Source organism: Acinetobacter johnsonii ANC 3681 (assembly GCF_000368805.1).
Taxonomy (GTDB): domain Bacteria; phylum Pseudomonadota; class Gammaproteobacteria; order Pseudomonadales; family Moraxellaceae; genus Acinetobacter; species Acinetobacter johnsonii.
The window spans coordinates 224,477-250,487 of record NZ_KB849703.1 but is presented as its reverse complement, the minus strand read 5'-3'; the positions used below and the strand labels follow the sequence as shown (position 1 = coordinate 250,487).

Annotated in this window: 20 protein-coding genes; 14 read left to right on the top strand and 6 right to left on the bottom strand. The window is 40.6% G+C overall.

All coding sequences use genetic code 11. The annotated features are described in order from the left end of the window. The first annotated feature begins 41 nt into the window (after positions 1-41). The 4 genes from F946_RS01515 (at position 42) to F946_RS01500 (ending at position 5,156) form a co-directional block, all read left to right on the top strand. The gene (locus tag F946_RS01515) at positions 42-374 is read left to right on the top strand and encodes a DUF485 domain-containing protein (protein WP_004691685.1); all 333 of its coding nucleotides are present in this window, start codon (positions 42-44) and stop codon (positions 372-374) included. Further along, positions 374-2,089, top strand: coding sequence for a cation acetate symporter (locus F946_RS01510; RefSeq protein ID WP_004978222.1), 1,716 nt, complete (start codon positions 374-376; stop codon positions 2,087-2,089). The genes F946_RS01515 and F946_RS01510 overlap by 1 nt, the downstream gene beginning before the upstream one ends. Before the next feature lie 252 nt (positions 2,090-2,341). Further along, the gene (locus F946_RS01505) at positions 2,342-3,031 is read left to right on the top strand and encodes an ion channel (protein ID WP_004978220.1); all 690 of its coding nucleotides are present in this window, start codon (positions 2,342-2,344) and stop codon (positions 3,029-3,031) included. A gap of 157 nt (positions 3,032-3,188) precedes the next feature. Then, a complete protein-coding gene (locus F946_RS01500; RefSeq protein ID WP_004978219.1) occupies positions 3,189-5,156 on the top strand; it encodes a BCCT family transporter in 1,968 nt (655 codons plus the stop codon). A gap of 49 nt (positions 5,157-5,205) precedes the next feature. Here the strand turns inward: F946_RS01500 and omp33-36 are convergent, their stop codons facing one another. Continuing rightward, entirely contained in the window at positions 5,206-6,072 is an 867-nt protein-coding gene (omp33-36, locus tag F946_RS01495) for a porin Omp33-36 (protein WP_004978218.1), read from the bottom strand. Positions 6,073-7,160: 1,088 nt separating this feature from the next. Here omp33-36 and F946_RS01490 point away from each other — a divergent pair. Beyond that, positions 7,161-8,906: a GGDEF domain-containing protein gene (locus F946_RS01490; protein WP_004978215.1), complete on the top strand. Its 1,746-nt coding sequence runs from the start codon at positions 7,161-7,163 to the stop codon at positions 8,904-8,906. A gap of 64 nt (positions 8,907-8,970) precedes the next feature. Further along, positions 8,971-9,438: an HIT family protein gene (locus F946_RS01485; RefSeq protein WP_004978213.1), complete on the top strand. Its 468-nt coding sequence runs from the start codon at positions 8,971-8,973 to the stop codon at positions 9,436-9,438. 229 nt (positions 9,439-9,667) lie between these two features. Here the strand turns inward: F946_RS01485 and uvrA are convergent, their stop codons facing one another. The 3 genes from uvrA to tenA all read right to left on the bottom strand — a co-directional run bounded on the left by uvrA (position 9,668) and on the right by tenA (position 14,030). Beyond that, positions 9,668-12,499: an excinuclease ABC subunit UvrA gene (gene uvrA / locus F946_RS01480; protein WP_004978210.1), complete on the bottom strand. Its 2,832-nt coding sequence runs from the start codon at positions 12,497-12,499 to the stop codon at positions 9,668-9,670. A 320-nt stretch (positions 12,500-12,819) separates the two neighbouring features. Beyond that, positions 12,820-13,194: a hypothetical protein gene (locus F946_RS01475; protein WP_004978208.1), complete on the bottom strand. Its 375-nt coding sequence runs from the start codon at positions 13,192-13,194 to the stop codon at positions 12,820-12,822. Positions 13,195-13,355: 161 nt separating this feature from the next. Next, positions 13,356-14,030, bottom strand: coding sequence for a thiaminase II (gene tenA / locus F946_RS01470; RefSeq protein WP_004978206.1), 675 nt, complete (start codon positions 14,028-14,030; stop codon positions 13,356-13,358). Between the two features lie 212 nt (positions 14,031-14,242). Here tenA and F946_RS01460 point away from each other — a divergent pair, with 212 nt between their 5' ends. From F946_RS01460 to ssb, 3 genes are all read left to right on the top strand, one after another. Continuing rightward, complete coding sequence (locus F946_RS01460; protein WP_004978202.1) at positions 14,243-15,322, top strand: DUF475 domain-containing protein; 1,080 nt, start codon at positions 14,243-14,245, stop codon at positions 15,320-15,322. 159 nt (positions 15,323-15,481) lie between these two features. After that, positions 15,482-16,846, top strand: coding sequence for an MFS transporter (locus tag F946_RS01455; RefSeq protein ID WP_004978200.1), 1,365 nt, complete (start codon positions 15,482-15,484; stop codon positions 16,844-16,846). Between the two features lie 51 nt (positions 16,847-16,897). Further along, entirely contained in the window at positions 16,898-17,482 is a 585-nt protein-coding gene (gene ssb, locus F946_RS01450; RefSeq protein ID WP_004978196.1) for a single-stranded DNA-binding protein, read from the top strand. A gap of 210 nt (positions 17,483-17,692) precedes the next feature. Here the strand turns inward: ssb and F946_RS01445 are convergent, their stop codons facing one another. Further along, the gene (locus F946_RS01445; protein ID WP_004978193.1) at positions 17,693-19,111 is read right to left on the bottom strand and encodes an aspartate ammonia-lyase; all 1,419 of its coding nucleotides are present in this window, start codon (positions 19,109-19,111) and stop codon (positions 17,693-17,695) included. A 134-nt stretch (positions 19,112-19,245) separates the two neighbouring features. Between F946_RS01445 and F946_RS01440 the strand changes: the two genes are divergently transcribed. Continuing rightward, positions 19,246-20,136 carry a LysR substrate-binding domain-containing protein gene (locus F946_RS01440; RefSeq protein ID WP_004978191.1) on the top strand — a complete coding sequence of 297 codons (891 nt, stop codon included), beginning with the start codon at positions 19,246-19,248 and terminating at the stop codon, positions 20,134-20,136. 134 nt (positions 20,137-20,270) lie between these two features. On the opposite strand, the gene F946_RS01435 is transcribed toward F946_RS01440, so the two are convergent. Next, positions 20,271-21,569: a dicarboxylate/amino acid:cation symporter gene (locus F946_RS01435; protein ID WP_004978190.1), complete on the bottom strand. Its 1,299-nt coding sequence runs from the start codon at positions 21,567-21,569 to the stop codon at positions 20,271-20,273. A gap of 895 nt (positions 21,570-22,464) precedes the next feature. Between F946_RS01435 and F946_RS01430 the strand changes: the two genes are divergently transcribed. The 4 genes from F946_RS01430 to ahpC all read left to right on the top strand — a co-directional run bounded on the left by F946_RS01430 (position 22,465) and on the right by ahpC (position 25,956). Next, positions 22,465-23,457 (top strand): DUF1852 domain-containing protein, encoded by a 993-nt coding sequence (locus F946_RS01430; RefSeq protein ID WP_004978188.1) that lies wholly within the window; start codon positions 22,465-22,467, stop codon positions 23,455-23,457. 36 nt (positions 23,458-23,493) lie between these two features. Further along, complete coding sequence (locus F946_RS01425; RefSeq protein WP_004691635.1) at positions 23,494-24,540, top strand: methionine synthase; 1,047 nt, start codon at positions 23,494-23,496, stop codon at positions 24,538-24,540. Between the two features lie 82 nt (positions 24,541-24,622). After that, on the top strand, positions 24,623-25,114 hold the full coding sequence (locus F946_RS01420) for a flavin reductase (protein WP_035326242.1): 492 nt from the start codon (positions 24,623-24,625) through the stop codon (positions 25,112-25,114). A 278-nt stretch (positions 25,115-25,392) separates the two neighbouring features. Further along, entirely contained in the window at positions 25,393-25,956 is a 564-nt protein-coding gene (gene ahpC / locus F946_RS01415; RefSeq protein ID WP_004978183.1) for an alkyl hydroperoxide reductase subunit C, read from the top strand. The last annotated feature ends 55 nt before the right edge of the window (positions 25,957-26,011 follow it).

The following is a 26,011-nucleotide window of genomic DNA, read 5'->3' as shown; positions in this document are numbered from 1 at the left end:
AAAAATTGTATCTACGGTTGGATACAGACAGGAGTATGGTTATGGATGAGAGACAAGTAGAACAGATTCTACAAAATCCCAAATTCAAGGAAATGGTTAGTCGTAAAAGTAAACTGAGCTGGACACTGACAACTATTATGTTGGTTGTATACGTTGGTTTCATGTTGTTGGTCGGCTACAACAAAGAATTTTTAATGACTTCAGTCAGTGGTGGGGTGACCACGATTGGCATGCCATTGGGTCTAAGCATTATTGTATTGTCTTTTGTTTTGTGTGGTGTTTATTCGTATATCTCGAATAACAAACTCGACGCATTAAATGAAGAAGCAATGCGTGAAGTCGAAGCCATTGCGCAAGAGAAAGGACAGCACTAATGAAATGGAATTCATTGAAAGCGCTTGCAGTCGCTGCTACAGCACTGTTGGCTTCGAGCCTAGCAGTTGCAGGCCCAGATTTGGGTGAGGCTCAACAGCAAGCGACAAACTGGCATGCCATTATCATGTTCGGTATTTTTGTCGGATTTACTTTGCTCATCACTAAATGGGCAGCAAAACAAACCACCAACACTGCTGACTTCTACACAGCAGGTGGCGGGATCTCAGGTTTCCAAAATGGTTTAGCGATTGCGGGTGACTATATGTCCGCAGCATCATTCTTGGGTATTTCCGCAATGGTTTTCAGTTCAGGCTTCGACGGCTTGCTGTATTCATTGGGTTTCATGGTGGGTTGGCCAATCGTATTGTTCTTGGTGGCTGAACGTCTACGTAACTTAGGTAAGTTCAACTTATCTGACGTGGTGTCATTCCGTTTAGCGGAAAAACCAGTACGTACGCTTGCAGCAGTAAGTTCATTGGTTGTTGTTGCTTTCTATCTGATTGCTCAGATGGTGGGTGCAGGTCAGCTGATCAAACTGTTATTTGGTTTGAACTACAACATTGCGGTGGTGATTGTTGGTCTTCTGATGATGGCTTACGTGATCTTCGGTGGGATGTTGGCTACGACGTGGGTACAGATTATTAAAGCTGTAATGCTTTTGTCTGGCGCGACATTCATGGCTTTCATGGTGATGAAAGGCGTGGGCTTCAGCTTCTCTGAAATGTTCACCCAGTCAATTCAAGTTTTCTCTAAAGTACATGACATTTCTTTAGCAGAAGCGGGCAATATCATGGGTCCAGGTAAACTTGCAGCGAACCCAATTGATGCCATTTCTTTAGGTTTGGCTTTAATGTTCGGTACAGCGGGTCTACCACACATCTTAATGCGTTTCTTTACCGTTAAAGATGCTAAAGAAGCACGTAAATCAGTGGTTGTAGCAACGGGTTTCATTGGTTACTTCTACCTTTTAACTTTCATCATTGGTTTTGGTGCGATCCTTTATGTATCGAACAATCCACAGTTCCTTGATGTCGCGAAAATGGCAGTAACTGGCAAGCTAGAGCTTGTTGGTGGTAACAACATGGCAGCGGTTCACTTGTCTGATGCATTGGGCGGTGACTTGTTCATGGGCTTCATTTCAGCAGTGGCGTTCGCAACGATTCTTGCTGTTGTTGCAGGTCTGACCTTGTCAGGTGCTTCAGCAATCTCACATGACTTGTATGCAAACGTGTTCAAGAAAGGTCAAACGACTCCTGAATCTGAACTTCGTATGTCTAAAATCGCGACTTTAGGTCTTGCTATTTTTGCAATGATTTTAGGGATTCTGTTCGAGAAACAAAACGTTGCCTTCATGGTCGGTTTAGCATTCTCTGTAGCAGCATGTGCCAACTTCCCAGTGCTTGTACTGTCAATGTTCTGGAAAGGTTTAACCACACGTGGTGCGGTGATTGGTGGTGTGATTGGTCTAGTGACTGCAGTAACACTGATTATCTTATCTAAAGCCGTTTGGGTCGATACATTGGGCATTTCTGAAACCCCAGTGAACCCATTCAATGGTCCAGCAATCTTTGCAATGCCATTGGCGTTCTTCTGCTGCTGGTTGTTCTCTGTGACTGATAACTCAGCACGTGCACAAGCAGAACGTAAAGCATTTGATGCGCAGTATGTACGTTCACAAACAGGTATTGGTATCTCAGGTGCTTCAGATCACTAATCTGAACCTGAAATAAAAAAAGCCCCATTCATTGGGGCTTTTTTTATGGTGTTGACGCTCCTAACTGTGTTGGCTTTGAATGCTGAAAGACCTAGATTGTGATATTCAGTACTCAAGCAGTACTCAAATTATTGGGCAAAATGAATCGACTGACACGAATAAAAAGCATCGGTTTCAGTGGCTATTCATGCTAAGTTTAAAAAGCGAGAACAAGAACCAATCAAACTTGGCTTTAAAAATAACAGGCTGCATATGCAAGTATTTGTCGAATTTTGGAAAGGCTTCCGTCTACTGCCTTCAGCATGGTTACTGCTGTTGCAATTTATTATGCTGATTTTGGCGCTGTTGAGCGGCCATAGCTTGTCCTTACGTGTATTGGTTTGGGGCTTAGGTGTTTTGGTCCTGTTACTCATTGCCAAGGTCATTCGTCAAACTCCCGTGTTTACCATCCTCGGCTTGAGTTTTGTTGGTGGGGCATTGTTCTTTTCCTTACTGATTTTGCTGGGTGCGCGAGATCCGATGCTGTTGGTGATTAGCCATGCCTTTGAGGCGATGGCCTATTTTATTGCGGCCTATGGCTTGCTGCGCTATATGTTTGCAGATCGTTATTTGACCAAAGATGAGCTATTTGCTGCAGGGGCAGTGTTTACGCTTATTGCATGGGGTTTTGCCTTTTTATATAGCATTTGCCAGATTTTAGAACCCAATAGCTTTTTAAATGCCAATGTGGCGGGTGCACAGTCATGGCTCGATTTATTATTTTTAAGCTTTAGTTTGCAGTCGGCGACAGGTTTGTCCGATCTAATGCCACTGACACCGCTGGCTCGTATGATTGCGATGTTACAGATGTTTTGTGGGGTGATGTATTTGGCTTTAGTCGTCTCACGCTTGATTGCCTTGCAGTATATTCAGCATCGACCCAATGATCATAAAGAGAATTAAACTGTTACAGGATTCGCACTGCCTTATTTTTAAACATAAATTATGATGGAACAGAATCGTTAAATTTTAAGCTATTCATTCTTCACTCTTTATTAGACTCGTCTAATTAACCATTTTGGTTATATCTTTGTACTAAAAATAATTTTCTGGGGGAATTATGCCTTCCATAAAGCCATCGCTGTTTGCAAACATCAAACGGAATGTATTTCTCAGCACTGTCGTGATTCTGGTGCTTTTTCTGGCCTTGATTCTTTTTGACCCAAGTGGTTTTGAGGCTTTAACTAAACATTTAAATCAATGGATTATTGACTCATTTAGCTGGTTTTACGTTTTATCTGTCGCGTTATTTCTGATCTTACTGATCTTTATTGCACTCTCCGATATGGGGAAAATCAAACTCGGCCCTGATCATAGTCTGCCTGAATATAGCAGTGGTTCTTGGTTCGCCATGCTGTTTACCGCAGGGATGGGGATTGGTTTGATGTTCTTCGGTGTTGCTGAACCCGTGATGCACTATGTCAACCCGCCCACGGGCGATGGGCAAACCGTAGATGCTGCACAACAAGCGATGCGGATCACCTTTTTCCACTGGGGATTACATGCATGGGCCATTTATGCACTTGTGGGCTTGTCACTGGCTTATTTCTCTTTCCGACATAATTTACCTTTAAAGGTTCGCTCCGCTTTATATCCTTTGGTGGGCAAAAAAATCTATGGTGTAACGGGAGATGCGGTTGATACCTTTGCAACCTTAGGCACCATTTTCGGGGTTGCGACCACACTTGGTTTTGGGGTGACCCAAATTAATTCGGGACTGAATTATCTTTTTGGCATTCAGCAAAGTATTGGCATTCAGGTCGGGCTAATCATTTTTGTCACTTTTTTAGCTTCGCTCTCAGTCGGTTTTGGTTTGGACAAAGGCATTAAACGGCTATCTGAATTGAATTTGGTGCTGGCAGTGGTTTTACTGCTATTTGTGTTTTTTGCCAGTTCTTCCATTTATATCTTACAAACCAGCATTCAAAATGCAGGGCAATACGTATCCAATCTGTTCACGATGACCTTCAACTTATATGCCTACCAACCCAATGGTTGGATTGGTGGTTGGACCATTATGTATTGGGCCTGGTGGATTTCGTGGTCGCCTTTTGTTGGAATGTTTATTGCCCGAGTGTCTAAAGGTCGAACTATTCGCGAGTTCATTGTCGGGGTGTTGTTCATTCCAACAGGTTTTACCCTGATTTGGATGGGCTTCATGGGGAATGCAGCGCTGTTCAGTATTATTCAAGATGGGCACACTTCTTTAATCTCAGCGGTACAACAAGATTCATCCGTCGCACTGTTTGAATTTTTGACCCATTTACCTTTCTCTCAAATATCGAGCCTGATTGCGACCGTTCTGGTGGTGCTATTCTTTGTGACTTCAGCCGACTCAGGCTCATTGGTCATTGATTACTTAACCGCAGAAACAGAAAATTCACCCTTATGGCAAAGGCTATTTTGGACCATTTTGATTGCGTTACTGTCGATAATCTTACTGATGGCAGGCGGACTTTCAGCCTTACAATCGGCCACAATTATGAGTGCCTTGCCCTTTACTTTGATTATGTTACTGGTCTGTTGGGGCTTAGTGAAAGCACTGCGTTTGGATGTCACCAAAATGCGTGCACTACAAGATGCGCGAATCACGCCACGTGCGATTCAAAATCCACGCAGTTGGCAACAGCGTTTAGGTCTGATTATGCATTATCCACATACCCAGTCTGAGGTCGAAGAGTTCATTGGCCAGCAGGTACAACATGCATTTTCAGCGGTACAAAAGGAATTTCAGCGCCGTCAGCTAGACGTGACCATTCAACCGATTGAGCATGGCTTGCAGTTACGTGTAGATCACCATAATGAAATTAACTTCATCTATCAGGTGGTTGCCCGTGAAACCCAGCCACCCAGTTTTATGGCAGATCGACTTGAAGAACAGCAGTTTTATCAAGCTGAAGTTTTCTTAAGAGAAGGTGGACAGAATTATGATGTGATGGATTGGACTTTAGATGATCTCTTGCAAGATATTATTGACCAATATGAGCGTCATTTACATTTCTTAAATTTAGTCAGAGCCACAAACTAAAAAAAGGACGCTTTAAGCGTCCTTTTTTCTATTCAGTTTCTAAATTGAATTAGAAGCGGAATTTAGCGTTTACGCCAACAGATTGTGTATCAAGATTTGCACTTTCAGCATTAGCATTTACATAGCTTGCGCCTACAGCAACTGCTGGAGTGATGAAGTAGTTAACGTTTGCACCCCAAGCTGAATCTGGAGTACCAGCAAAGCTTGATTCAACATAAGAAGCGCCAACACTTAACGCAGGAGTTAAGTAAAGGTCAGTTTTTAATTGGTAAGCAGTGTCGTCACCATAAACAAGGCCAGCTTCTAAGCCAAGCGCCATGTTAGTACCGTCGATGTTACCTACGTATTTAGTACGTGCAGTAATCGCGTCTTGGTCATCACCGATTGTTACAGTTTCACCAACAGCTTTAACTGCGCCATTGCTCATTACATTGAACGCATCAAGAGCAAATTGGTCAGCAACGCTAGTATAACCTACAGCAACCAAGAAGTTTGGAGCAGCTAAAGCACCCACTTCAAGAGCATAACGGTCGCCTTGGTCATTTGACTCGCCATTTTTACCATCAAGAACAGTGTGGCTGTAAGACGCGCTTGCATAAGCAGGAACGAATTTAGTTGGTACATAAGCTTCAGCTTTAGCGCCATAGTTGTGAGCAACTACGTCAGCATCTAGTTCAGCATAGTTATACGCTACAGATACATTAGACGCTTGGTTTAAGAAAGCAGCTTCAGCTAAAGGGCCTTTAGATGAATCAACATCTTTAAAGTAGAAAGTACCTTGCAAACCGCCAGTAAAATCTTTGTCATTTGCAGCAGACGCATCGAGGTATTCAGATTGACCTTGTACTTCGAATTGGTATGCTTGAGCACCGGTCATGGCTAATAATAAAGCAGTGGCTAAACCGAGTTTTTTCATGATATTTACCAGATTGTTAACATTGGATTAAACTAAGGCTATTCTATTGTAACAATTTATTAAGTCAATGAACTCTAATGGTATTACATTATTGAGTAATTACTCTAACCGTGCTAAAGGTTAAAAAGTGCTCAATTGAGTATATTCATGTCAACCAAAAAAAACTTACAGCAGAACAATAGGGTATATCTATTTAGAAAACAGAGAATGCGCGATATTGAATTGTACTGAACTTGATTTATGATTGATAAATTAGATTGAAATAATAAGAACAAACGGTAAAAAAGTTAAACGAAGTGCCTCAAACATAGGCGTTTTTGTGTTCTAAGTCTAAAAAATGCCTAAAATTAGCGCAGAAAACACGGTTTTTGATTGCATAATGTACATATCTTCTCTGTATTTGTGATAATTCTCACAATAATTATGCAATTATATTAATCCATAGTGCTTTGGTTGGCTTTACAATAGAGCAGATTTATTTCATAATAATTTTAGCGAATCATTTAACAATATTGTTGTTTTCTGAGAAGCTAATTCTCCTCAAACAGTTTTTGTTTATCTGCCCAACTTTCCCCAAGGTTGGGCTTTTTTTTATTTAAATTTTCGAGATCTTCTTTTTTTCTGAATAAAAACATATTGAAATTTGGTGCGCTATATTGGTGCAATTATAAATCTGAATTTTTCATTAAAAACTTTTATTTGGGTAAAAAAAAACCAACTTCTAAAAGAAGTTGGTTTTTTCCGCCAAAACTTGTGGGAAAATTAGAATATCTGCTGAGGATATACTCTAATTCGCCCCAATACTGTGCATTATGCACCTAAATGTTGCATGTGTAAATATAGGCACTTTAAAAAATGGGAAAATTAGAAAATATTGAATGAGATTCACACTAAACATGAATATTATTAAGCATGGATTGACTTAGCTTTCATAGGTGCGTGAAAGTTTAGCCGTGATCATTTGGGGCTGATGAAATCTTAAAACGATGCAAAACAAAGAATTAATCACTTAAATACACGATATACTGTTCGTATAATAAACAGTTAATTTGGTTTTCTTTTATTTTGGAATGGGGCGTGGTTAAAGTATGCGAGAAATACGCTCTGAGTATTTGAGTCAAAAGCTGTATATTGCAATGAGCATTATTATTTTGTCATTGTGCAGCTTATCCATTCCGTTGATGGTCAAAAGTTATCGCGATTACATCAAAACCAACCAAGCTTTAACTGAAATACAAGCCCTACAAGCTGTTGCAGACTTGGCCAATAAGATTTCACGAGAGCGTGCGCCAGCCAACAAACTCATGTCGAGTAATCAGCAAGACTTTGCCCAGCATGTGCTTGAGTTAAAACTGTATCGGCTCACGGTAGATGAGCAGATGCAAAAGACCTTAGAGGTTTTAAAGCATTCGAATCTCCCAAATTTAGATTTAAGTTTATTTGACCGTTTAGATGAAGCTTTAACGCAAGGCAGACAACAGGTAGATGCCTATGCGGCTCTACCACGTGAGCAACGTAATGCCGAGACTATGGATCAAGCCATCCTAAAAATGTTTAATGCTTGGGATCGTAGTCATGATGTTTTAAAAGACGTAATCGCTGTATCTGAAGGCAAAGACACCGCTGTTTCAAACTTCTATGTCCAAATTTTATTATTAGCGGACTTACGCGATCAGGCTGGTCGTGCTGCATCCAATGTAATGGCGCATGTAGCTTTTAAACAACCGATTCCTGAAACCAATTTAGCGCGTTCTTTACAGACTCGGAAGCAAGTGATGTATTTGTGGGAACTCATTGATACCTTACAGCCCGAGCGTGATAAAACCGAAGAATTTAAAGTGCTGCATCAAGCGGTTTATAACGAGTTTTTAGCCAAAGGGCTATTGATTGTTGAGCGCTTGATGAATGAAAGTATCTACCATCGACCGTACTATTTAACGGGGACACAGTTAACCGAAGCAATCGTTGATAAATTTTCGACCGTGGTGGAATTGCAAAATTATTTACTCAAATATAGCGTTGAAAAAGCCATCATTGAAAAGCATAAAGCACAAAATATTTTGCTCACAACGGTGGGTATTTCACTTATTTCAATTTTTGCGGCACTGTTTACCATGATCTATGCGCGCAAGAGAGTGTTTAGTCCACTCATTCAAGCGCGTGAAATTTTGTTTGATTTATCCCATTCCAGTATTCGGCCCAACCCGATGGATACCAAAGATCAACCAGCCAATATGTATTCTTTATTTACAGCGATTCAGCAGTTAAAACAGACACTTCAGCAGCGAGATGCGTTGGAGTTTCGACTCAAGAATATTGCGCATTTGGATTCATTAACCGGGGTTGCAAACCGTTATGCACTGAATGAATACATTAAGCTTTTGGAAAATCAGCCCACTCAATTCTCTGAGACTTGTTTAATGGTGATCGACATCGATCACTTTAAACAGGTCAACGATGTGTATGGGCACCTGATGGGGGATCAGGTGATTCAGTTTGTGGCTGAAAAATTAAAAGAAAATATTCGGACATCTGACTTGTTGGTACGTTACGGTGGTGACGAATTTATTGTGCTGATTGAAAATGTTGGAATGGAGCGCGCTTTAAAAATCGCGGAAAAGATTCGTTCTGAGATTTATGAAGCGAAGTCAGTTGATAATGTACGCTGCCCTGATTTGAAAGTTAGTATTAGTATTGGGGTGGCAATTGGTGCGACCAGTTGGATGGCACTGTTAGAAAAAGCCGATCGTGCTTTGTTTCAAGCCAAAGAGCAGGGTAAAAATAAGGTTGTGGCTTATTCAGTCGATGAAGTGAATGAGTCATATTATATTTGAAAGAATTAGATCAAAATAAATAAGTAAATTAAATAACAGTACAAAAGAATAAATGAGGGGGAAAATGGGAACAGACTTTATTTTTTGTCAGATGACACGAAATGAAATACCTTGCCATATTATTGATAGTAATGATGAATTTATAACATTTCTCACGATATTCCCCAATACTTTGGGTGCAGCTGTTGTAATCCCCAAAAAACATTACACAAGTTATGCTTTTGATTTGGATGATGATGTTCTCACCGAATTGATACTTTACACCAAGAAAATTGTGAAAAAGTTAGACGGGTTTTTTGAAGACGTTGGGCGGACTGCAATGGTATTTGAAGGTTTTGGCGTCGATCATATACATGCAAAATTGTTCCCTATGCATGGAACCAAGCAAATGCATGAAAACTGGAAAGCTGTAAACTCTAATGTTGATAAATATTTTGAGCAGTACGAAGGCTATATTTCATCACATGATTTTCAGCGGGCAAATGATGAAGAGTTGGCTTTGCTTGCTGAGCAGATTCGAGCTTTTGAATAATAAGTTGAACGATTGGTATTAATGACTGTCGTTTTAGAGCATCTTCCTACTGGATTGTTGGCTTAATTGCCATTGTGTAGCGTTATCTCATTTTTACTAGGCAAAAGTGACAAAACCCACTTGTTTGACTAATGCTTAGTCCCTTGAGCATAGTCAAACAGATGACATTCATGTTGCCTGTTATGTGGAAGGAGGAAATTCCCCCTCTTCAAGTGGGAGAATCCCAGAATCACTTCAACATTGGCTTTAAAAACTTCGCAGTATGTGAAACTTTATTTTTCGCCACTACCTCGGGCGTTCCTTCCGCGATAATCATCCCACCACCTGCACCACCTTCAGGGCCTAAATCAATTACCCAGTCAGCAGTTTTAATCACATCCAAATTATGCTCAATCACCACAATGGTATTGCCCTTATTGCGTAGCTCATGAAGAATATCTAACAGTTTAGCAATGTCATGGAAATGTAGACCTGTAGTGGGTTCATCCAAAATATATAGCGTTTTACCCGTATCACGTTTCGCAAGTTCACGAGCCAATTTCACACGCTGCGCTTCACCACCTGACAGTGTCGTTGCAGACTGACCTAAACGAATATAGCCCAAACCCACTTGATTCAGTGTTTCCAAACGACGATGAATCACTGGAATCGCATCAAAGAAATGCATGGCATCTTCAACAGTCATATTGAGAACATCGGAAATATTCTTACCTTTATAACCCACTTCTAAAGTTTCACGGTTATAACGTTCACCATGACAATTATCACAAGGCACATACATATCAGGTAAAAAGTGCATTGCCACTTTGATCATGCCGTCACCTTCGCAGGCTTCGCAACGACCACCTTTCACGTTAAACGAGAAGCGTCCCGCTGCATAACCACGAGCCTTAGCTTCAGGTGTTTGTGCAAATAATTCACGAATCGGGGTAAACAAACCCGTATAGGTTGCAGGGTTAGAACGAGGTGTACGACCAATCGGGCTTTGGTCAATATCAACCACTTTATCAAGGAATTGCAGACCATCAATTGAATCAAACTTTTCAGCGGTTAAAGTGGTCGCACCATTCAGCTGTGTTGCTGCCAAAGGCAATAAAGTACGATTAATTAACGTCGACTTGCCTGAACCAGACACACCCGTGACACAGGTCATCACACCTAAAGGAATGACTAAATCCACATTTTGTAGGTTATGACCCGCAGCACCCATTAACTTAATTTGTTCTTCAGGCTTTGGTGGTTCAGTGCGCTTTTTCGGCACTTCAATTTTCAGTTTGCCTGATAAATACTGACCTGTAAGTGATTCATTATTGGCAAGGATCTCATCATACGTTCCTTCAGCAATCACATGACCACCATGAATACCAGCACCAGGACCAATATCAATAATATGATCTGCTGCACGAATCGCATCTTCATCATGCTCAACGACCAAAACCGTATTCCCTAAATCACGTAAACGGACTAAGGTTTCAAGTAGGCGATCATTATCACGTTGATGCAGACCAATCGATGGTTCATCGAGGACATACATTACACCCATCAAACCTGCGCCGATTTGCGAAGCCAAACGAATACGTTGCGCTTCACCACCAGACAATGTTTCTGCTGAACGAGAAAGACTTAAATAATTCAAACCCACTGAAACTAAGAAATGTAAACGCTCACGAATTTCTTTAAAAATCTTATCGCCAATTTCACCTTTTGCACCATCAAGATTTAAATCTTGATAATAACTTTCCGCATCACCAATCGACATTTTGGTAATTTGGGCAATGGTTTTGTCTTTTACTCGAACATGACGTGAAATTTCATTTAGACGTGATCCGCCGCAGGCATCACATGCCGCATTAGACAGGTACTGTGCTAAATCATCACGAACATAGTTTGACTCTGTTTCACGATAGCGACGTTCTAAATGTGGCAAAATTCCTTCAAAAGGTTGTACACGATTATGTTTACGACCACGCTCATCGATATAACTTAAATCAACTTTTTCTTTGCCTGTACCGTATAAAAATTTCTTTTTGGTATCCGCATCCAATTCATTCCAAGGCGTATCCAAAGAAAGGCCAAAATGCTCAGCCACTTTTTCAATCATGCTGTAGTAGTACGGACGTTGTCTATCCCAACCACGAATAGCGCCTTGGTTAATCGACACATCAGGACTTGGAATGAGTTTTTCGGCACTAAAATGGCTACGGGTTCCTAAACCATCACAGGTTGGGCAGGCACCAAAGGGGTTGTTAAATGAAAATAAACGCGGCTCAAGTTCCGCAACAGCACGGTCACATTCAGGACACGAGTGTTTAGCCGAAAAGACCCGATCTGGGTGTTCACCGTTCATCCAAGACAAAACAGCAATATCACCACCTAAGCGCAGTGCCGTTTCAAAAGATTCTGCAATCCGGTTGCCGAGGTCATCACGAACTTTAAAACGATCCACCACCACTTCAATGGTGTGTTTTTTCTTTTTATCGAGTTCTGGAATTGGGTCGAGATCTACAATTTCACCATCGACGCGCGCTCGGACAAAACCTTGACTTTGTAATTGTTCAAACAAGTTGGAATATTCGCCTTTACGCTCACGCACCACTGGTGCAAGCAGCATCAGTGCTGTCCCTTCATCCAATCCTTTTACGGCATCGACCATTTCCGATACGGTCTGTGCCACCATCGGCAAATCATGCTCTGGGCAAAATGGCGTGCCGACACGTGCGTAGAGTAGACGTAAATAGTCATAAATTTCGGTAATGGTTCCCACCGTAGAACGTGGGTTATGGCTGGTTGACTTCTGTTCAATCGCAATTGCAGGGCTTAAACCTTCAATTGAGTCAACTTCAGGTTTTTCCATTTGTGACAAGAACTGGCGCGCATAGGCCGAAAGCGATTCGACATAACGACGCTGGCCTTCGGCGTACAGCGTATCAAATGCAAGCGATGACTTACCTGAACCAGAAAGTCCCGTGATCACCACGAATTTGTCGCGGGGAATATCAAGGTTCACATTTTTTAAGTTATGGGTACGTGCGCCTCGAATACGGATATGACTTTGGCTCATAAAACTATCTCGAAATTGTGCAGATGAAGGAGGTATATGATAACGACTTATGCTTTATTCAAGTGTTAAACATGATTTTATAGCGACAAATCATGTCGGCCAAAAGAAAATTGATGCTGCTAGACTGTAGCTAGATTTCAGTGTTGAAACAAGTCTCAAGCTATCGATATTGGCTGCGACTGAAGACAGAAAGGTATTTATAAGTTCCCTAAAAAAGAGAGGATCACCCATTCGGCGCAGAGCAAAAGTTGTATCATGGTTGTGCTATTTTTGGTTTGCCATACGCCTTCAGGGATAGAGTGTTGTTGTGGTTGCAGCATTTAGCATGCTAGCGCATAAGGACGTTCAAAGATTGAATCGACCGTCTCAAAAGCAAAGGGACGGATAATGTCATGATGGAGGCGGGCATAGAAATTGACTTCGTGCTCAAGAGTTTGTAAGAAGGCGTCGTAGTCATTTTCAAAGTCTGGTAGGTCGAGTAAGTCTTGTTCTCGACTTAAAACGCAATGATATTTTTTAATAAACGCCAACATCAATTTTTGAATATGTGGATTGGTATAATAAATGAGATAGGTCGCGGCAGAACCGCAGTGTAAACAGCCTTTTTCAAGGTAAATTTCTTCGTTATTCAGCCAGCAACATTGTACGGTAAAAAATGCACGAATGGCTTCAGTACCTAGAGTATCAGGATGCATGAGAACGGCCCTCGAAAGTTAATTATGTAAATGATAATTATTATCATTATTGAAGTTTAGTTTTAAATGCTTAAAATAGCAATCGCGCCTTCTGAAAAAATACGATATTCGGTCAATAAAAAGCCCTGAAGGGTTCAGGGCTTTTTGGATCATTTTCGCTTTTAAGCGTGGTCTAAACCGAGCCATTGCTGCTGTTTATAAGCGCTGTCCCAGAACAACCATTCCAGTTCAGCCCCTTTACGGTAGGCTTTATGCATTTTCTCAATGGTATCCGCATCGCAACGTGCAGCCACTTTATCGATGGTTGCAATTACATTACGTACCGCTTGGTTGAATTCTTCCCCCGCGTAAGTATCAATCCACGCTTGGTACGGGTTGTTGGCGATAGAGTTATCCACAATGTCTTTACCCACTTCAGCATAAATCCAAAAACAAGGTAAGAGTGCTGCTAACACTACAGGGTAGCTTTCAGACCATGCTGTTGCCGTTAGAAATGAAGTGTAATGGTGACATGCTAAAGTTAGCGGTGTTTCTTCAAACTGCTGCTTTGAAATATCAAAATTTTTCATAAAGCCATCATGTAAACTGCGTTCCACCACAATCGCTTCTTTAGCCCCTTGGCTAAACTGAATAATGTCGTCAGCCTCATACGCTTTGGCACCACACACCGCTAAAGCACGACCATAAGCCACCAAGTAGTGCGCATCTTGAATCACATAATGGCAAAACGCTTCTTTATTAAGTGTGCCTGAAGCCAATTCTTGGTTAAAAGGTAAAGCCAGTGTTTTTTGATATAAGTCGACATTACGTTGCCAAACGTCTTGGGAAAAGGCCATGATTAGATCCTGAGGGAAGCCAAAATATGGGCAAGACTATAACAACAGTTTACGCGGAACAACAGACCATCTCCGTACATCGGTGAGATAAGTAAAAATTAACGAAGATGTTTTGGTTTCAGGCGCAAAAAGCGTCATAATTGCGGCCATAAAACTCAACCTGTTTTTTAAGTTTTCGTTCATCTCCAAATTTTTTTATAGGTCGATCTGTCATGATGAAACATTTTGGTTTCTCTATCATTTTTACGATCGTGTGTCTTGCGTTGTCTGCGTACTGGGGTTTTACCCATGGACCAGAAGCGGGCTTAAAGACCATGTTTACTGCTTTGACCATCACTGCAATTTTAGCGGTGATGGAGGTCTCGTTATCTTTTGATAATGCCGTTGTCAATGCATCTGTGTTACGAGGTTGGGATCATTTTTGGAAAATGTTATTCCTTACCGTGGGTATTTTAGTCGCTGTATTTGGTATGCGTTTAATCTTCCCTGTCGCAATTGTGGCGGTAACTGCAGATATGGGCTTCGTTGAAGTTGTTCAATTGGCTTTAAATGATCCAAAAACCTACTCACAACGTCTGATGGATCACCACCCTGAAATTGCTGCGTTTGGTGGAGCATTCTTGTTACTTGTGTTCTTAAACTTCTTCTTAGATGAAGAGAAAGACACGCACTGGTTCCGCTGGTTAGAACGCCGTTTGACTAACTTAGCCAATGTTCCTGCAATGTCAGTCTTCCTTGCACTGATTGCACTTTTGGTGATGGCGGCTAATGTCGATGAAGCCAAACGTCTGGTGGTGACCATGGCGGGAATCTGGGGCATCGTGGTTTATATTGGTGTACAAGTCTTAAGTCATTTGTTGGGCGGTGAACCTGAAGTTGATGAAGACGGCAATGCAGTTACGCATGATGCCAATGGCGCAACTACAGGTGTGGTCAAAGCAGGTATTGGTGGTTTTTTATACCTAGAAGTACTCGATGCATCGTTCAGTTTTGATGGCGTAATTGGCGCGTTTGCCATTACTTCGGATGTCGTGATTATTATGCTGGGTCTCGCGATTGGTGCGATCTTCGTGCGTTCGATGACCATTTATTTGGTCGAAAAAGGGACTTTGGATGCCTATGTCTTCCTTGAGCATGGTGCACACTACGCAATTGGTGCTTTAGCATTCATTATGCTGGCAAGTGGTACAGGTCTACATGTACCAGAAGTCGTCACGGGTTTAATTGGTGTGGCCTTTATTGTTTGGGCTGTTATTGCATCTATTCAATACAAAAAACATCAAGCCGCTTAAAGCAGATTGCTTTAAACCGAAGAAAAGCGCAGCTCTGGCTGCGCTTTTTGTTTTTCAGATCATGAAGGCTTTTATTAAACATAAAATTCATGCCGCTAGTCGGATTGAATAGCCTATAATCTTGATCCAAGATTAATTCAATACAGTCTGTCCTCGTTTATGATGAATGCTTTAGAACGTCGTTCAACTTTTGCCTTAAGCAGTATTTTTGCCTTACGCATGTTGGGTTTGTTCATGATCATCCCTGTATTTTCTGTGGCAGGGCAGACCTATGAATATGCAACGCCTGCGTTGCTCGGTTTGGCTGTGGGGATTTATGGCTTAACACAGGCTATTTTACAGATTCCTTTCAGCTTGATTGCTGACCGTTATAGCCGTAAGCCTTTGGTGGTTTTTGGGCTGCTTCTATTTGCTTTGGGTGGTGCAATTGCAGCGATGTCCGACACCATTTATGGGGTGATTATTGGTCGTGCCATTGCGGGTGGGGGGGCAGTATCTGCGGTGGTGATGGCATTACTGGCGGATGTGACCCGTGAAGAAAACCGTATGAAAGCCATGGCAACCATGGGCATGAGTATCGGCGTTTCTTTTGCTGTGGCTTTTAGTTTGGGGCCGTGGCTTACGGGTTTAGTGGGGATTTCAGGATTATTCTGGGTGACCACCATCATGGGTTTGGCGGCCATTTCGATGTTGTTTTTGGTGCCAAAAGTCACCCGCCATCATCGTAATTATCAGCAAGGCTATTTGGCTCAGCTCAAACAAGTCTTAAAAATGGGCGATCTGAACCGTCTGCATGTATCGGTGTTTAGCTTACATTTATTGCTGACGGCAATGTTTATTTATGTCCCATCGCAACTCATCGACTTTGCAAAAATTCCACTAAATTCGCATGGCTGGGTGTATTTACCGCTGTTGGTGATTAGCCTATTTTTTGCGTTCCCAAGTATTGTGTTGGCTGAAAAATATCGCAAAATGCGAGGCATCTTTTTAACGGCTATTGGCGGCATTATTTTAGGCTTAGGCATCCTAATTTTTGGCTTTGAGTCGAAGTATATTTTGCTGACAGGTTTGGGCTTATTCTTTATTGCTTTTAATGTCATGGAAGCGTTGTTGCCGTCATGGTTATCGAAAGCTGCGCCGATTCAGTCTAAAGCGACTGCGATGGGCGTAAATGCCAGCAGCCAGTTTTTAGGCGCATTCTTTGGTGGTGTCACAGGTGGTCAGTTGTTGCTGTTAAACAATACTGCTTTGGGTTGGAGCATCCTGACTGGACTTGCGATTGTTTGGTTATTGATTAGTTTTGGCTTGGCACAACCGCGCTATTTGTCTTCGATGGTATTGCGTTTACCTGAACATAAACAAACGGACGAATGGACTTCACAGCTTTTAGCGATTCGTGGTATTGAAGAGGTCGTGGTGATGTCTGATCAGCAAGTAGCGTATGTAAAAGTCGATAAGCAGCAAATAGATGATGCTACGCGACAAGATTTAACGCAGTTGTTGGGGAAAGAGGTAGCCATTTAAGCATAACTCTTATAAAGTAAATAATAGAAATAGATAGGAAGTAAACATCAGATGCGCGGTGTAAATAAAGTTATTTTAGTGGGCACATTAGGCCGAGATCCAGAGACGAAAACTTTCCCAAACGGTGGTTCGTTGACACAGTTTTCAATTGCAACGAGCGACTCTTGGACAGACAAAAGCACAGGTGAGCGTAAAGAGCAAACCGAATGGCATCGTATTGTGTTACACAACCGTCTAGGTGAAATTGCGCAACAATACCTACGTAAAGGTTCGAAAGTTTATATTGAAGGTTCACTACGTACTCGTCAGTGGACAGATCAAAATGGTCAAGAACGCTACACTACAGAAATTCGTGGTGAGCAAATGCAGATGCTAGACAACAACCGTCAGCAAGGTGAGCAAATGCAAGGCGGAAATGATGGTTATGCACAACCACGTTTCAACAATAACCAAGGTGGTGGTTATAACAATAACAACAACCAAGGCGGTTATGGCGGTAATCCAGCAGCGGGTAATAGCAACAACCAACAAAGTGGTTATGCGAACAATAACCCAAGCGGTTTTGCACCAAAGGCGGCATCTCAGTCAGCGCCTGCGGCAGCACCAGCAGATATGGATGATGATCTTCCGTTCTAACTTGTGCAGTTAGTAAATGTTGTATGAAGTAAAAAAAGGATTTGATTTATATCAAGTTCTTTTTTTATGGCTAGGCAAATTTGGTATTTAAAAAAGAGCTTTATAGAATAAAAATGTTCAGCTAATACGAGTGACATAGCATACTTTTCCTCTCTATAAAAAAGGGACCTCTGATGAGATCCCTTTTTAAAAAGACGAAATGCTAATAAATCATGATAAAGATTGCTGAGGATGAACCATATTTTTGATCGATAGCACATCAGCCAAAATTTGATCAGACAATAGGTTTTCAGCTTTAATTAAAGCCAATACACTTTGACCAGTTTCATTCGCTTGTTTTGCAATACGAGTCGTTGTTTCATAGCCCAAATATGGGTTGAGTGCAGTAATAATGCCAATTGAATTATCTACATTTGCCTGACAGTGTTCAGCATTGGCACGGATGTTTTCAATACATTTGTATTGGAACATTTGCATAGCTTTACCTAACAAATCGATCGATTCGAACAGTTTAAAAGCAATTAACGGCTCCATCGCATTGAGCTGTAACTGACCTGCTTCGGCCGCCAAAGTAATGGCTAAATCATTGGCAATCACTTGAAAACACACTAAGTTCATGGCTTCTGGGATAACAGGATTCACTTTGCCTGGCATAATTGAACTGCCTGGTTGGCGCGGTTCTAAATGGATTTCATTCAGACCAGTACGAGGGCCACTAGAAAGCAAACGCAGGTCATTGGCAATTTTTGAGAGTTTAGTCGCGGTACGTTTTAAGAAGCTCGATAATAAAACGAAATCACCCATATCTGAGGTTGCTTCGATTAAATCAGGTGAACTACTGATCTGCTTTTGCGTAATTTCAGACAATGCTGCGATGGCATATTCACGATACTTAACTTCGGTATTGATCCCTGTTCCAATTGCTGTTCCGCCCAAATTTACAACACTTAGAGCAGACGGCATGATGTCATTGAGCTTGTTTAAATCATTTTGTAAGGTATTTGCAAATGCGCCAAATTCTTGACCCAAGGTCATTGGAACAGCATCTTGCAATTGGGTACGACCCATTTTTAAGATATGCGAAAACTCATCTGACTTGTTCTTAAAACTTTGAATTAAATTTTGAAACGGGCTGTTCAATTGCTCTATTGCAAAAATTAAACCCACTTTAATTGCCGTTGGATAGACATCATTGGTTGACTGAGACATATTAATATCATTATTTGGATGTAAATATTGATATTCGCCTTTTAAATGATCTAAATGTTCTAATCCAATATTAGCCAGTACTTCATTGATATTCATATTGGTGGATGTTCCCGCACCACCTTGAATCATATCAATTGGAAATTGGTCATGATACTTATAATTAATAACTTGTTCACATGCATATTGAATGGCATTGTATTTATTTTCTTCAAGTTTATTGAGTTTAAAATTGGCTTCTGCGCATGCAGCTTTAACCATTGCAAGGGCATTAATAAAAACAGGGAATTGATTGAGTTTATTTGGACTTAAATTAAAGTTCTCTAAAGCTCTTAAAGTTTGTACGCCATAATAGCAATGAGCAGGAATTTCTTTATGTCCTAATAAATCCTTTTCAACGCGTGTGTTAATCTTAATGTTCATTTAAATAGACTCTAATCTCGAATAAATTGATATTAATGTGCGCACGGTTTTTTTTCTAATGTAAAAATATATTACTACATGCATTTTTTGCATAATAGATTATAATTGATCAAAGGATGAGTGAAGAATGAGTTATGACTTTAGAAATTCGATGGATTGAAGATTTACTTGCGTTAGAGCAAGAAAAATCGATATCTCAAGCAGCAGCTCTACGACATGTCACACAGTCTGCCTTTACGCGTAGAATTCAAAATATTGAAAACTCACTTGGTTTCCAAATTTTGAAAAGATATAGTAAAAATATTGATTTCACAGAAGCAGGCCAAGTTTTACTGGCTTCGGCAAAAAACATACAAAATCAACTAACTACAACAATAAAGTATTTAGAAAAGAATGTGAAACATGATGAGTTAACCGTCAAGTTTGCAGTGTCACACTCGCTCATTACCCAGTTTTTCCCCCGCTTTATTCATGAGTTAGCGATGGATATGACGGACTTAAAATTGGAAATTATTGCCTCAAATTTCAAACAGGGGATGCGCTTATTAAAAGATGGCTCGTGTGATTTTTTAATCAGTTATTGTGATCAAAAAACATTAGAACAATTCGATCGTTCTTTGTTCGAATTTTATGAAATTGTTGAAATGGAAATCCTCCCTGTGACAGCCTTAGATCATGACGGGACTGCCAAATATTCACTCGATCAGTCTTTTCCTTTGTTGTCTTATAGTAAACAAGCATATTTAAGAAACTGTGTGGATGAAGCGATTGAAAATAAGTTGGATTATAGAACTTTATATGAGACGGATAATGCAGGTGATTTAAAAGAGCTGGTGTTGCAAGGTTTAGGTGTGGCATGGCTGCCGAAATTATTGGTTGAAAGAGAGATTCAAGAAAATAAATTAAAAGTACTGGACGGTAAGCAGTACTATTTATTCCAAGATGTCTATCTGGTTAAGCGTGAAATGTCATTTTCAAATCGAATTGATTATATTTGGAATATTTTAATTCAGAAAAATAAATAATTGGATTTTATGGATTATTTTATTTAATCATTGTGAGATATATTTTAATAATAAATAAGGTGATTTTATGAATAGTAAATAAAGGACTTTACTTACTATTTAAAAATCACCTTTTATTTTCTCTATAAATAATTCTAACTGTTATCGGCCAATTGGTTTGCAGGAGGAAGGTTGTTCACCATGTTGCCTTCTTGCTCCGTAAACTCATCTTTATTGCCCTCAGTGCGTGCAATCACGGCCGTTGCAATACTATTTCCAATCACATTGGTTGCCGTACGGCCCATATCTAAAAACTGATCAATCGCCAAAATTAATAGAATACCAGCTTCAGGAAGCTTGAACATAGCCAGTGTGGAGGCAATCACCACAATGGATGCTCGTGAAACACCTGCAATCCCTTTACTCGTAATCATGAGGGTAAAGAGTATGAGCGCTTGCTGGGAAAAACTTAAATCAATGTTATAGGCTTGTGCAATAAATAACACGGCAAATGCCATATACATCATCGAGCCGTCGAGGTTGAAAGAATAACCTAAAGGGAGAACGAAACTGGTAATGCGTTTAGGCACACCGAATTTATCCAAAGCTTCCATGGTTTTTGGATAAGCCGATTCGCTACTTGCGGTCGCAAATGCCAACATGGTGGGTTCACGCACGATTCGCATCAATCTAAAAATATCTTTTTTCAAGAAGATATAGCCGAAAGCAATCAGGAGAGTCCAAAGCACCAGTAATCCGACATAGAACTGTCCAATGAAAATACTATAATCGATAATCAGCTTAGGGCCTTGGATAGTAATAGCGGAAGCAATGGCTGCAAAAACGGCGATAGGGGCAAATGCCATGACATAATCTGTAATTCGGAACATTACCTTGCAGAGTTCATCAATAATTTTACCAATGACGGTCACTTCACTTTGATGTTGCACATAGGCAAGTGCAGAACCAAAGAAAATTGAGAAAACCAAAATCTGTAATATCTCATTATTGGCCATGGCTTCAGCAAAACTACGCGGGAAAATATGCGTAATGAAGCTTTCTAAGCTCAGACTTGTCGCACTGACACCGATATCAACCGCTGTTTGAGGAATGGTGAGATTCATCCCAGCGCCAGGTTGGAATAAATTGGCTAAGCCCATGCCCAGTAAAAGTGAAATAAATGATGCACCAATGAACCAACTCATGGCCTTTAAGGTAATTGATCCCAAAGAAGAAGATTTTCCCATCGAGACAAGACCGGAAACGATTGTTGCAAATACTAAGGGTGCAATAATCATTTTAATTAATCTTAAGAATACATCGGTCACAATTTTAAAATAGGCGGCAAGTTCTGTGGTTTGTGCAGTTGTTAAAGTGCTATGAAAAGCCCAACCAATCAGTATTCCTGAGATCATGGCAATCAGAATATATTTCAGTAATTTCTTCTGCTTCATACTTATCGTTCCTTCTTTAATCTTCTTTTCATCAACTTTTGGCCTGATATAGCAAGGCATTGATGACATTCCATGTTGATCAATTTATAGAGGCATTGCTTTAGATATTGAGTGCTAAATCGTCGATTGGGGATTTAACTGTGGCAAGTGTTACTTTTTTTTTAAAAAAACGACAATGCAATTTTTAATTCAGTTATGCAAAAAATGCATGAGATGATTCTTTAGTTTTACTTGATATAGGTGAGCTGTTCTTAATATAAAGACCGAATATTTATTTTTTTAATTCTGATTGGTGATAGGAACGATATTAAATTTCCTGATTCTGTGAGGAAGAGCCAAGGTCAGAAAGCGAAGTCAAAGTTAATGAATGCACGAACTCAAAACCAAGCTTTCGCTCATCATTTTCCCACGGACAAAACCATTGAATTGCCCGTTTTATCTAATATTTTAATAATTAGATTATGACCTTAAATTGCCGATATAAATAGATAATTAAAATAGGGATGTAGCCTGTTGATGACGTTGATTTAGCAATATCATGACTTTTCACAGCTCGCGCACGAGGGCTGATGTTTTCATTCTTTCCTTTCGTATATCCACAAAAAATTATCTATGCGCAATTCATTGTTAAAGCGACAGAATTTCTAAACATGAATTTAGTTCACTTTGGTGTGAGATTAAATCATTTTTATTCATGTGATCATTCAGGTATAAATTAAACCACGCTCTTAACGATAGATCATATTCATCGTTGCTTCTTAGCCTGATGGTCAGAAAAATCTGAGAAGGTTGAAAAGACGATTTGCTAGAAAGATCCAAAAAGAAAATTGGACAGTCTAGAAAGAGCATGAAAGAAATTCAGTTTTATCGCAGAAATATAGGGTAACAGATCGCCATGAGTACAGAGTTTGCATGTTCAATTAAACGCATTCGTTTTGATGAGAACTATCAACCAGCAGATAACACACGTCTAACGACGAACTTTGCTAACTTGGCGCGCGGTGAAAGCCGTGAGCAGAATCTACGTAATACACTTCGTATGATTAACAATCGTTTCAATGCCTTAGCACAAACAGATAACCCGAATGGTGATCGTTATTCGCTTGAAATCGATATTATTTCTGCAAATTTAGACATTGAGGGGAATGGTCAAACTTTCCCAATTATTGAAATGTTGAAAAGCACGATTAATGATCATCATACCCATCAGCGTATTGAAGGCATGATTGGGAATAGCTTCTCATCTTATGTACGTGACTACGATTTTAGCGTGGTGCTGAAAGAACATAATAAAGAGAATTCGACGTCGTATGCACCTGAAGGTTTTGGTGATCTACATGGCAAACTGTATCAATACTTGGTGAACTCAGAGACTTTTAAAGCAGAGTTTAATCAACAGCCTGTGATTTGTTTGAGTGTTTCAACAGCGAAGAAGTATCACCGTACTGCCAATGAGCATCCTGTTTTAGGCGTTGAGTATAAACAAGATGAATATTCACGTACCGATGAGTATTTCCATAAAATGGGCTTACAGGTTCGCTTCTTTATGCCAAAAGGGAGCGCTGCACCTTTAGCATTCTACTTTGCGGGTGATTTACTGCGGGACTACACCGATCTTGAGTTGATCAGTGCGATTAGCACCATGGAAACCTTCCAAAAGATTTATCGCCCTGAAATTTACAATGCAAATTCATCAGCGTCCCAAGTCTATCAAGCCAGCCTAGAGTATCCAGATTACTCATTAACACAAATTGTCTATGACCGTGTTGAACGTGGTCAGCTCGCGGTTAAGCAAGGTAAATGGACTGAAGAGAACTTTATTAAGCCTTATCAAGACATCCTTGAACAATGGGCTGCGAATTATACCGTAGACAGCAACGCTGCTTAATTTAACTGAAATAGAATATTGAAATAGAGATTTAAAATGGCCATTTTATTACCAACATCAACTGCGGGCAGTTTGCCGAAACCTTCTTGGCTTGCTGAGCCTGAGAAACTTTGGTCACCTTGGAAACTCGAGGGTGAGGCATTACTCGAAGCGAAACAAGATGCCTTACGTTTGTCATTGCAAGAACAACTCCATGCAGGCATTGATATCGTTAGTGATGGCGAACAAACCCGCCAACATTTTGTGACGACGTTTATTGAACATCTGGATGGCGTTGATTTTGAGAAACGCGAAACGGTTCGTATCCGTAATCGTTATGATGCGAGTGTACCTTCAGTGGTAGGTGCAGTAAGCCGTCAAAAGCCTGTTTTTGTTGAAGATGCTAAGTTTTTACGTAGCCAAACAAATCAGCCGATTAAGTGGGCGCTTCCTGGTCCAATGACCATGATTGATACGCTGTATGATGGTCACTATAAAAGCCGTGAAAAACTGGCTTGGGAATTTGCCAAGATTCTGAATCAAGAAGCGCGTGAGTTAGAAGCTGCTGGCGTGGACATCATTCAGTTCGATGAACCTGCATTTAATGTGTTCTTTGATGAAGTGAATGATTGGGGTGTTGCAACGCTTGAGCGAGCACTGGAAGGTCTGAAATGTGAAACTGCGGTTCATATTTGCTATGGCTATGGCATCAAAGCCAATACCGATTGGAAAAAGACCTTGGGTTCAGAGTGGCGTCAATACGAAGAAGCATTCCCTAAACTGCAACAATCTAAAGTTGATATCATCTCACTTGAATGTCAAAACTCGCGTGTGCCGATGGATCTGATTGAACTGATTCGCGGTAAAAAAGTCATGGTCGGCGCGATTGATGTGGCAACCAACACCGTTGAAACACCAGAAGAAGTTGCGAATACACTACGTAAGGCGCTTCAGTTTGTCGATGCAGATAAGCTTTATCCATCGACCAACTGTGGCATGGCACCTTTAGCACGTGAAGTGGCACGTGGTAAGCTGAATGCGTTAAGCGCAGGTGCAGAAATTATTCGTAAAGAACTTTCGGCTTCATACGCAGCAAGCGCGTGATGTGAAAGGGCTACCTGTTTGATAAAATAGGTAGCTTTTATCTGAGTCAAAGCATGTGTCCGTTCTACTGAGGAATAAAATGATGATTGAAGCAACAGACTTTAGAGATGCAATGTCTTTGTTAACCAGTGCAGTGAGTGTCGTAACTACGGCAGGCATGGCTGATCGTCATGGATTCACAGCATCTGCCGTATGCAGTGTGACGGATACACCACCGACATTATTGGTCTGTATGAATAAAGCATCGCGTTCACATGCACATTTTGTCGATAATAAAATCCTCACTGTGAATGTGTTAGGCGCACAGCATCAGCATATTTCGAATGTCTTTGCATCTAAAATGACGTCTGAAGAGCGTTTTAAACATGGTGTTTGGACAGAGTTAGAAACGGGTGCACCTGTTTTAAAGGATGCTTTAGTCAATTTTGACTGTGAAATTGATGACATTCAAGAAGTGGGAACACATACGGTTTTTATGTGCCGTATTGTCGCGATTCAACAAAGCCAGCATGAGCAAAGTTTAGTTTATTTTAATCGTGCTTATCATCAGGTCGGGCAGACGGAAACGGCTTAAATTCACTTTGTATTGAACATCAACGCTTGGAAATGACCTTTTAAATCATAGATTTTCCTCGGCTTGACTCTGGATTTGACTGTATTGAGCTCATTTGGATAATCGAAAGGTTTTCATTTAGACTACAAAACGTTGAGAATTAGGGACCAGTGTCGGGAAATAATAAATCTAAAAATCCGATAGAAATAATAAAAACTTACTATTTTACCAATTTTAGATTTGTGCGTATTCTCGCTTCATCACTTAAGCACTCTCACAAATCTTTTGAGGACAAATACATGAGTTTAATCAATACTGAAGTTAAGGCGTTTAATGCAACAGCTTACCAAAATGGTGAGTTCATTGAGTTGTCTGAGCAAAACTTAAAAGGCACATGGTCTGTCGTATTTTTCTATCCTGCTGATTTCACCTTTGTGTGTCCAACAGAATTGGGCGATTTAGCTGATCACTATGCTGAATTTCAAAAACTGGGTGTGGAAATTTATGGTGTATCGACCGATACCCACTTTACCCATAAAGCATGGCACGACACTTCAGATGTGATTGGTAAAATTCAGTATCCATTGATTGGCGATCCAACCTGGACTTTGTCTAAAAACTTTGACGTGCTGATTGAAACAGAAGGTCTAGCAGACCGTGGTACTTTTGTGATTGATCCTGAAGGTAAAATCCAAATTATTGAAATTAATGCGGGCGGTATTGGTCGCGATGCGTCTGAACTATTACGCAAAGTGAAAGCAGCACAATATGTGCATGCACACCCAGGTGAAGTATGTCCTGCAAAATGGAAAGAAGGTGAAGCAACCCTTGCGCCGTCAATCGACTTGGTTGGTAAAATCTAAGCTGACCTCAATGGTTGCATCGTGCTGAGTCATGAGCATGATACCTGTAAAAAAT